Annotated in this window: 7 protein-coding genes and 1 pseudogene; 3 read left to right on the top strand and 5 right to left on the bottom strand. The window is 68.9% G+C overall.

All coding sequences use genetic code 11. The features are described from left to right. The coding region (locus tag FVW20_RS01395) for an NOL1/NOP2/SUN domain family protein (RefSeq protein ID WP_231038767.1) at positions 1 to 897 on the bottom strand (897 nt) is incomplete at its 3' end. 377 nt (positions 898 to 1,274) lie between these two features. Here FVW20_RS01395 and FVW20_RS01390 point away from each other — a divergent pair. From FVW20_RS01390 to FVW20_RS19530, 3 genes are all read left to right on the top strand, one after another. Next, complete coding sequence (locus FVW20_RS01390) at positions 1,275 to 2,939, top strand: FG-GAP repeat domain-containing protein (protein ID WP_196607974.1); 1,665 nt, start codon at positions 1,275 to 1,277, stop codon at positions 2,937 to 2,939. A gap of 293 nt (positions 2,940 to 3,232) precedes the next feature. Next, on the top strand, positions 3,233 to 4,420 hold the full coding sequence (locus tag FVW20_RS01385) for an RluA family pseudouridine synthase (RefSeq protein WP_196607973.1): 1,188 nt from the start codon (positions 3,233 to 3,235) through the stop codon (positions 4,418 to 4,420). A 246-nt stretch (positions 4,421 to 4,666) separates the two neighbouring features. Then, on the top strand, positions 4,667 to 4,840 hold the full coding sequence (locus FVW20_RS19530; protein ID WP_231038766.1) for a hypothetical protein: 174 nt from the start codon (positions 4,667 to 4,669) through the stop codon (positions 4,838 to 4,840). A 286-nt stretch (positions 4,841 to 5,126) separates the two neighbouring features. Here the strand turns inward: FVW20_RS19530 and FVW20_RS01375 are convergent, their stop codons facing one another. From FVW20_RS01375 to FVW20_RS01360, 4 genes and pseudogenes are all read right to left on the bottom strand, one after another. Then, entirely contained in the window at positions 5,127 to 6,077 is a 951-nt protein-coding gene (locus FVW20_RS01375) for a chemotaxis protein (RefSeq protein WP_196607972.1), read from the bottom strand. 177 nt (positions 6,078 to 6,254) lie between these two features. After that, a complete protein-coding gene (gene ispH / locus FVW20_RS01370) occupies positions 6,255 to 7,100 on the bottom strand; it encodes a 4-hydroxy-3-methylbut-2-enyl diphosphate reductase (protein ID WP_196607971.1) in 846 nt (281 codons plus the stop codon). Then, the gene (locus FVW20_RS01365) at positions 7,097 to 8,152 is read right to left on the bottom strand and encodes a tRNA dihydrouridine synthase (protein ID WP_196607970.1); all 1,056 of its coding nucleotides are present in this window, start codon (positions 8,150 to 8,152) and stop codon (positions 7,097 to 7,099) included. Before FVW20_RS01365 ends, ispH begins: the two co-directional genes overlap by 4 nt. A gap of 271 nt (positions 8,153 to 8,423) precedes the next feature. Continuing rightward, positions 8,424 to 8,859, bottom strand: a pseudogene (locus FVW20_RS01360) (hypothetical protein); the annotation flags it as partial.

Raw genomic sequence — 8,859 nt, 5'->3', positions numbered from 1 at the left:
GCGCACCCGGTCGGCGTCGGGCAGGGGCGGGCACGCGGCCAGGGGACCCGCGTCGTTGTCCGTCCCCCTGGGGCCGGGCTTGCGCAGACAGGCGATGAAGAAGCCCTGCGCGCCCGAGCGTTCCGGGTCAACCCGCAGGGTTCCCTCGCAGCCGGGCAGCTCCGGGTCGGCAAACACGAAGCCCGGCGGCGGATCCAGCGGCACGAGTTCCAGCCCCAGTTCGTCGCGGGCGTACAGCACTTGCGCTTCGTTCTCGTGCACGTTGGTGGTGCAGGTGGAAAACACCACCCGCCCGCCGGGGGCCAGCAGCCGCGCGGCCTCGGCCAGCAGCCGCCGCTGGATGCCGATGAGCGGCTTGACCTTGTCGCCCTGCCACAGCTTGAGCACCGAGGGGTTGCGTTCCACCGTGCCCCAGCCGGAGCACGGCGGATCCAGCTGGATGCGCGTCCACGAGCCGTCGGGCAGGGGCAGCGCTTCGCCGGGGTGCGAGCAGGTAACCGCGTTGACGAGATTCAAGGTGAAAAGGTTCTGGCGCAGGGTGGCGAGCCGGGTGTGATTGGGCTCGTTGCCCACCACCAGCCCGTGCGGGCCCACCAGCTGGGCCAGGAACCCGGTCTTGCTGCCGGGGCTTGCGCACATGTCCAGCACGGCGGCTCCGGCTTCCGGGGCCAGCGCCAGCGGGGGCAGCATGGACGAGCGGTCCTGGATGTAGATCAGCCCGAAGAACGCGGCCAGGCTGCCGCCGAGGGGGCGCGGCTCTTCGGTGAGGCGGCGGCACCACGGGGAAAACGGCTCCGGGTCGAAGCCGTAGCCCTGGGCGCGGAGCAGGTCCTCTACCAGGGGCACCTGCGCGGGCGGGCACACGATGCGGAAGGAACGGGCGGCGGGTGCGGTCATGGCGTCGGGGGAAATGTGATTGATGATGGCTGCGCGTCGGCATGCCGTGACACTTGGCGAAACGGGCCGGACACGCTGGGGCAACAGAAGCGGGGCACTGTGTCGGGCAACGTGCCGTGCCGACACGTGCTTGCCGATGTGCCCGTGACGATACCGGCGGCTCCGCCCCGGCGCGGCGCTGCGTCTTTCACCCCTGCCCCCACCGGGTGCGACCGGGTGCGACCGGGTGCGACCGGATGCGGACGGCACAGCGCCGCTCCTACCTTATGGTTGCTTCGGCCATCAAGAGATATTATGAGAGCGTTCAGCGCCAAGGCAATCCCCCTTCCCCTTCCGGGATGCTCGCGGGGATGCGCCCTTGAACCAAGGAGAACCTGATGCAACTGCTCATGCGCTCGGCGGCGCTCGTGCTTGCCCTGCTGCTTTCCGCCGCCACCGCCATGGCCGCGCCGGCCCCCAAGAGCTTCGCCGTGCTGCCGTTCAAGGTCAACGGCCCCGCCGGCTACAAGTATCTCGAACGGGCCATCCCCGAGATGCTCACTTCGCGTCTGTACTGGAAGGACAACTTCCATCCCGTTTCCAAGGAAGCCTCCGCCAAGGTCACCCCGCCGGAAACCGAAACCCAGGCCAGGGCCGCCCAGGCCTCGCTGGGTGCGGACTATGCCGTGTGGGGCAGCGTGACCGTGGTGGGCGAGGATTGCAGCCTGGACGTGCGCGTGCGCGACCGTGACGGCAAGGAATGGCCCAAGTCGGCCAACGCCAAGGTGGCCGGGCTCATTCCCGCCCTGAAGGGCGTGTCCGACTCCATCAACGCCGAGGTGTTCAAGCGCCCCGGCGAAGGTGGCCCCGCCAATGCCGCGCCCAAGGCGGTCAACCAGATGAACCCCGAGCTGGTGCACAACGAGGCGCAGCCCCAGCAGGTGTATCTGAACCCGCAGTTCCGCTACGCGGGCTCGCCGGAAGGCGACAGCCGCATCCGCAGCCAGGCGCTGAACTATTCGGCCGTCGGCATGGTGGTGGACGATCTTGACGGCGACGGCAAGAACGAAGTCCTCATGCTGGACGACCACGCCGTCTATGCCTACCGCTGGGACAACGGTCGTCTGGTGCCCATGGGCGAATACCGCTCGCCGGGCATGGCCGAATGCCTGAACATCCGCACCCTGGACTGGAACCGCGACGGCCTGAAGGAAATCGTGGTCAGCGCGTACAACAGCGACGGCGAGCCGGAATCGTTCATCCTCAACTGGAAGGGCGGCCAGTTCACCGAAGTGATGCGCCGGGTGCGCTTCTACCTGAACGTGGAAAAGCTGCCCCCGGACTACATCCCCACGCTCATCGGCCAGCGCGGCGACAACCCCCGCCTGTTCAAGCCCGGGGTGTACGAAATGCTGAAGTCCGGCGACCAACTGGTCACGGGCAAGCGTGTGGACCTGCCGGAAGGCACCAACGTGTTCAACTTCACCTACCTGCCCGGCAGCAAGGGTGAAGGCGACAAGTGCGTGATCCTTACCGAAAACGAGCGGCTGCGCGTGCACACCGACCGCGGCGCCCGCCTGTCCGAAACCGACGAGAACTACTCCGGTTCGTCCAAGGGCATTCCCGAGGAACCCTCCATGCCGGGCCTTGGCAAGGACCGCGTGCAGCTGAAGAACATCTACTTCGTGCCGCTGCGCATGTACGCCGTGAACCTGGACCGCGACGACAACTGGGAACTGCTGGTCAACCGGCCCATTTCCACCGCGGCGCAGTTCTTCGAACGTTACCGCTTCTTCCCGCAGGGCGAAATCCACGCCCTGTACTGGGATGGCGTGGGCCTGAACCTGCAATGGAAGACCCGCCGCATCAAGGGTTCCGTGGCCGACTTCACCGTGGGCGACTTCAACAACGACGGCGTGACCGACATCGTGCTGTGCGTGAACACCCACCCCGGCGCCCTGGGCCTGGAAAGCCGCAAGACCATGCTGCTGGCCTATCCTCTCGACCTGTCCAAGGCCGACCCCAACACGGCGCCGGACAAGACCGAGAACGAACAGCAGTAGCCAGGCACCGGGCCAGCCTTCCCCCTGCTGGAAGCGCCCCCTTGCCCCTGTTCGTCCCCAGTTTGCCCGATGACCACGCCCGGCGGGATGCCCAAGCACCCGTCGGGCGTTTTCGTACCGAAGGGCGGCCTGCCCGGCGACTGCGCGTTCTGCTCGGGTCGCCTGCGCAGTGTCTGCACAGTGCCCGCACAGGGCACAGGGGCTGACATGGTCCTGCGGCCTCGCGGTGGCCGATCCCGTTGGCGCGCAAGGGCCATCCCGCCACACAACCCTCAACGCACGGACCCTACGTCATGGCAGAACCGCTCGTGGTCACCGCCGCAGAGGCCGGGCAGAAGCTGGTGCAGTACCTGCAACGGCGCTGCGGCGCGCCGCAGTCGGCCATCCAGCGCTGGGTGCGCACCGGGCAGGTGCGCATCAACGGGGGGCGTTGCAAGCCCTTCGACCGCGTGGCCGAGGGCGACGTGGTGCGGGTGCCGCCTTTTGCCCTGGCGGGCGGAGAGGGGGACCCGGTTGTCGGGAGAAGTGCGCCCGATGCAGGGCAGGAAGCGGTGCGGAATGCGTCGGCGAATGCGGGCGGAGGAAAAGAGCGGGGCTCCGCCCCGCGCCCCGCAAGGGGACCGCGCCCCCTTGACCCCGAATCGGGTGAGGGCGCGGCCTGTGGTCCGGCAGCAGCGGGAAGCGCGGCGGCACCAGGTCCACGGGCATGCGGCGCGCGCCCGGAATTTCAGGCATCATCCCTGCCCGTGGCGGGCCGCGCCGAAGGGCTGCTGGTGCTGCTGAAGCCCGCCGGGCTGGCGGTGCAGCCGGGCACCGGGCACGATGATTGCGTCACCGCCCGGCTTGCGGCGCAGTACGCCGGGGCGGATTTTCTGCCCACGCCCGCGCATCGGCTGGACCGCGATACCTCGGGCCTGCTGCTGGTGGCCACCAGCTATGCCCGGCTGCGGGCGCTGTCCGACGCCTTTGCGGCGCGGGAAGGGCTGGTGAAGGAATACCTGGCCTGGGTGGCGGGGCGCTGGCCCGACGAGGGGGCGCTGACCCTGCATGACCGGCTGGAGAAGCAGGGGGCCCCCGGCCGCCAGAAAGTGCGCCGGGTGGGCGGGGATGCCGCCGCCTCCCGCGTGGTGGTGTCCGGCGTGCATGACGCGGTTCGCGCGGAGTCTGGTACTGACGCGGCCCATGCAGGCGCCGGTGCTGACGCTGGCCGCCACGCCGCCTGCACCGTCACCCCCCTGCGGCGCAGTGATGGGGCGTCCCTGCTGCTGGTGCGCCTGCATACCGGACGCACCCACCAGATACGGGTGCAGCTTGCGGAACGCGGGCACCCCATCATGGGCGACCGCAAGTACGGTGGGCCCGCCTGCGGCCAGGGCATGCTGCTGCACGCCGTGCGCCTGACCCTGCCCGGCGGCGAACGCTTCACGGCCCTGCCGGACTGGGCGGGCCGCTGGCTGGTGGATGAGGGCGACCTGTCCTAGGGGTTGTTTCCGGATGGTCCTTTCGCCCGCGGGCATCCGACCCGAAGGGCGCGAAGCGTTGCCGTTGGGCGAGGCCTCGAGCCCTACGGACATCGTGCGCAACGACCGACCCGAAGGGCGCGAAGCGTTGCCGTTGGGCGAGGCCTCGAGCCCTACGGACATCGTGCGCAACGCGTCCACCCCCTGCCCGCCATGGCTTTGCTGTCTTCAGCCGTAAGGGTCGCAAGTTCGCCCAACGGCTGAGGCATGCTCCCCCATGGCGGGCTTGCTTTCCTTGCCGACGAGCGGAAAATCTCAATCTGGAAGCAGCCCCGGCGCAGGCCGACCGGGCCGCACCTTGTCAACACCTGGAACCGCGATCTGAAGGTGCTGGACGGCAACCGCATCGCGGTGCCCGTGGGCGGCATGCGCAGGCCCTAGACCAGCGTTGCCCGCGACGAAGGGATGCTGGTGACCCCCTGCAGCCGCAAGGTGGCGGGCCGTAACGGGCCGGGCGCGGGCGGCATGCCCCTGCGGAACGCCTGGCGCCGGTCCGCTGCGCCACGAAAAGGCCGCTTCTGGGGCGGGCCAGCAGCAACATCTCGGCGATCGGCTCCAGATAGGCGGTATCGGGCCAGTGTTCAGCCAACGGCGTCCAACGAAGGGGGGCGGCACGCCGCATGGCGCACCGCCCCCAGGGGTGTCGTGCAATGCAGTGCCCCGTCGGCTACTTGGCTGCCTCGATGAGCGCCAGGCACCTCTTGGCCAGCGCCGTGACCTCGGGTTTGGAAATCTGGTCGTCGGCCCCCACCGAATCGCCCTTGTGGCGCAACTTGTCGGTGATCAGCGACGAGAACAGCACCACGGGCAGCTTTTTCAGGGCCGGGTCATCCTTGACCTGCTTGCACAGGTTGTGACCGTCCATGCTGGGCATTTCGATGTCCGAAACCAGCACCTGCACGTAGTCGGTGACGGGGCGCGCCTCCTGCTCGGCCTTGCGCTTCAGCTCCACCAGCCGCTCCCAGGCCTCGCGGCCGTTGTTCACGGCCTCCACCTCGAAGTTGGCCTTCTGCATCAGGTCCTTGAGCATTTCGCGGATCAGGCCCGAGTCGTCGGCGATGAGGGCGCGGTAGCGGGTGTTGGCCGACCAGTCCACGGCTTCGTCCAGGCGCAGCCCGAGTTGCGGGTTGAGGTCGGCCACGATCTTCTCCAGGTCCAGGATGAAGATGATCCGCCCCTCCAGCTTGACCACGCCGGTGATGGAGTTGTTGGACAGCGCAGCCACGTACTTGTTCGGCGGTTCCACTTCCTCCCAGCTGATGCGGTGGATGCGGTTGACGCCGGAGACCATGAACGCGGTGGTCACGTTGTTGAATTCGGTAACGATGACCTTGGGCGGCTCGCTTTCGCTGCGCTGCTTGCCCAGCCACAGGCTGAGGTCCACCAGCGGGATGATGTGCGAGCGCAGGTTGAACGCCCCCAGCACCGAGGGGTGTTGCACCTCGGGCAGGCCCGTGACCTTGGGCATGCGGATGATTTCCAGCACCTTGGCCACGTTGACGCCGTAGTAGCCCCGGTAGTTGGGCGTTGCGGGGTCGGTGGCGCTTTCCTCGAGGTGGAATTCCACGATTTCGAGTTCGTTGGTCCCGGCTTCAAGCAGGATGTTGGTCTGGGACATGGTCCCCTCCGTTGGTGCGTCGCGTCTTTCGATACGTGCGGGGCGTCTGGGTTCCGCAGCGGGCTTTCGCCGCTTGCGCGGTCCGAACAACCGGGCCGGCTGGACTGATCGGGCCGATCGGGCAAGCCGGGGGTGCGGTTTTCCGGTTTCGGCGGGCGTAAACGCCTTGGAACAGGATTACAAGGATTCCAGAAACCGCTGCACGGCGTCAATAAGACTTTTCGGCGTGGAGGCCCCCGCCGTTAGCCCGATGACTGATTTTTTTCGCAACTCGTCCACGGGAAGCTGGTCCACGGTCTCCACGTGCACGGTAAACACCCCCTGCGCGCGGGCCACATCGGCCAGCCGCCGGGTGTTGCCGCTGTCAAAGCCGCCCACCACCACCATGGCCTGCACCCGCCGGGCAATGTCCACGGCCTCCTGCTGGCGCTTGCGGGTGGCGTCGCAGATGGTTTGCAGCACGGGGATGTCCCGGCCCAGGCGCTGCCGCAGCCAGGCCACCACGTCTTCGAAGCCCGCGCGGTCCTGGGTGGTCTGGGCAGCCAGGAAGTAGTCCACGTCGTCGCGCAGCGGCAGGCGCTTCAGTTCGTCCAGCGAGCCGAAGACCATGGCCCCTTCACCGGCGTAGGAGAGCAGGCCGCGCACCTCCGGGTGGTCGGCCTCTCCGAACAGCAGCAGGGTGCTGCCCCGGCCCCGTTCCTCGGCAATGCCCAACTGGGCGCGCTTGACCTTGGGACATGTGGCGTCCACCACCGAAGCGCCGGTGGCTTTCAGGGCTGTTTCCTCGGCCACGGGAATGCCGTGGGCGCGGATGACAACCCGCTGGCCGGGGGCCACCTGCGTGGTGTCGCGCAGGCAGCGCACCCCGCGCTCCTCGTAGTGGGCCATGACCTGCGGGTTGTGGATGATGGGGCCCAGCGTGGCGATGGGCGCGTTGTTTTCGGTCACTTCCCGGTCCAGCTTGCGCAGGGCCAGGCTGACCCCCATGCAGAAGCCCGCCGTGCGGGCGCGAATGATCTTCATGGCCGGGCCTCTCCATCGGGGTTGGTTGTGGTTTGGTCGACGCCGCCGTCTTCCGCGAACGCCTGCGCCGTCAGGTGGGTTTCCAGCAGTTCTTCCAGCAGGTCGCGGTCCAGGCACGAGGCCAGCCGGTTGCGCAGCGCCCGCACGCCGGGAATGTGGCGCACGTAGCGCGGCACGAAGGTGCGCATCTTGAGCAGGGCGGTGCGTTCGCCGGAATGGGCCAGCGCCAGTTCCAGATGGCGGCGGATGAGCGCCTTCAGCCGGTCCGCGTCGGGCGGCGGGGGCTGGCCCCCGGCCAGCAGGGCGCGATATTCGTCGAACACTGCGGGGTTGTTCATGGCCCCGCGCGCGAACATCACCGTGGCCACGCCCGTTTCGCGCACGCAGCGCACCGCGTCCGCCGCCGTGAACAGGTCGCCGCTGGCGATGACCGGAATGGACAGCGCGGCCACAAGTTCGCGCAGGGCGTTCCAGCGCGCCTCGCCGCCAAAGCCCTGCCGCGCGAAGCGGGGGTGCAGGGTGATCCATCCCGCGCCCGCGTCCTGCAGCCGCAGTGCCATTTCGCGCCAGGTTTCCTCGCCCGCCTGCCAGCCCAGCCGCATCTTGAAGCCCACCCTGCCTTCACCGGCCACCTCCACCATGGCGCGGGCCACGGACAGGGCGTTGTCCATGTTGCGCGACATGGCCGAACCGCAGCCGGTCTTGACCACCTTGGGCACCGAACAGCCCATGTTCAGGTCGAACCAGCAAAAGCCCTGTTCCAGCAGCCCCGGCATGACCGTGCGCATGATGTCCGCGTCGGCCCCGAACAGTTGGAGGACAAGTGGCGCGTCTTCAGGCGTGGAGGCCAGCAGGTCGCGGGTGCCCGGGCTGTGGTACAGCAGCCCCTTGGCGCTGACCATTTCGGTGCAGCAGGCCGCCGCGCCGTGCTCGCGGCACAGCAGGCGGAAGGGCAGGTCGGAATACCCGGCCAGGGGGGCCAGCCACGGGGCGTCGGCCCGCAGGGGCGGGGCCAGGGAAAGGTGGGGGGCGGCGGAAGCGGTGTCGGTCATGCGGGGTGACGGGCGGCACGCCAGGTGGCGGGCGGGTTGGGGTGTTCGGTTTGTGATGAACGGGGACGGGAAGGGGCTTTGTACGCCTCCGGCGGGCGGGGGGCAACGCCTCCCGCACCCCCCGGAAATGACGGGCAATTGGTGGCCAGGGCGGGCACATGCCGGAATACGGCGTTCCCCCCTGAAGGGGTTTGCAAGGGGGCGCGGCTCCCTTGCCGGAGGGGGCCGTAGAGGCGGAGCCTTCCCGGAAGGATGTTGCCGGTCCCCTGTGTCAGGTAAGCAGGCCGGGGCCGCCGTGCAAGGTGGCCAGCAGCAGTCCCAGCGGGTCGGACGGCCCGGCGGGCAGGGGACCGGTGGACAGCAGGGCTGTTTCGAGGGACGCGGACGAAGGCGGCGTCCCCTTCGGCTGGTCAGCCAGCTTGGCCAACAGCGGCTCCAGCAGCGCGTCAAGATTGTCCGGATGTTCCGCCATGACCCGGAAGGCCAGACGGGCCGGAGCCTGCGCCGTGGCGGGCCGCAGCAGCCCGTGCAGCAGGAAGCGCCCCGGAGCGTCAAGGGGAGGAGCAAGGGCCGGAGCAAGGGGCGGGGCGTTGCCCGGCGTGTCGGCGGCACGGGCCGGTCCGGTAACGCCGCCCAGCAGGATGCGGGTCAGCCCACCGCCCGTGGCATCCGGTGGCGGCGGCAGTATCGCGCAGTCCAGGGCGCGG

The sequence above is a fragment of the Nitratidesulfovibrio oxamicus genome (assembly GCF_015731765.1).
GTDB lineage: Bacteria > Desulfobacterota > Desulfovibrionia > Desulfovibrionales > Desulfovibrionaceae > Cupidesulfovibrio > Cupidesulfovibrio oxamicus.
This window is presented reverse-complemented; position numbering and strand designations above follow the sequence as displayed.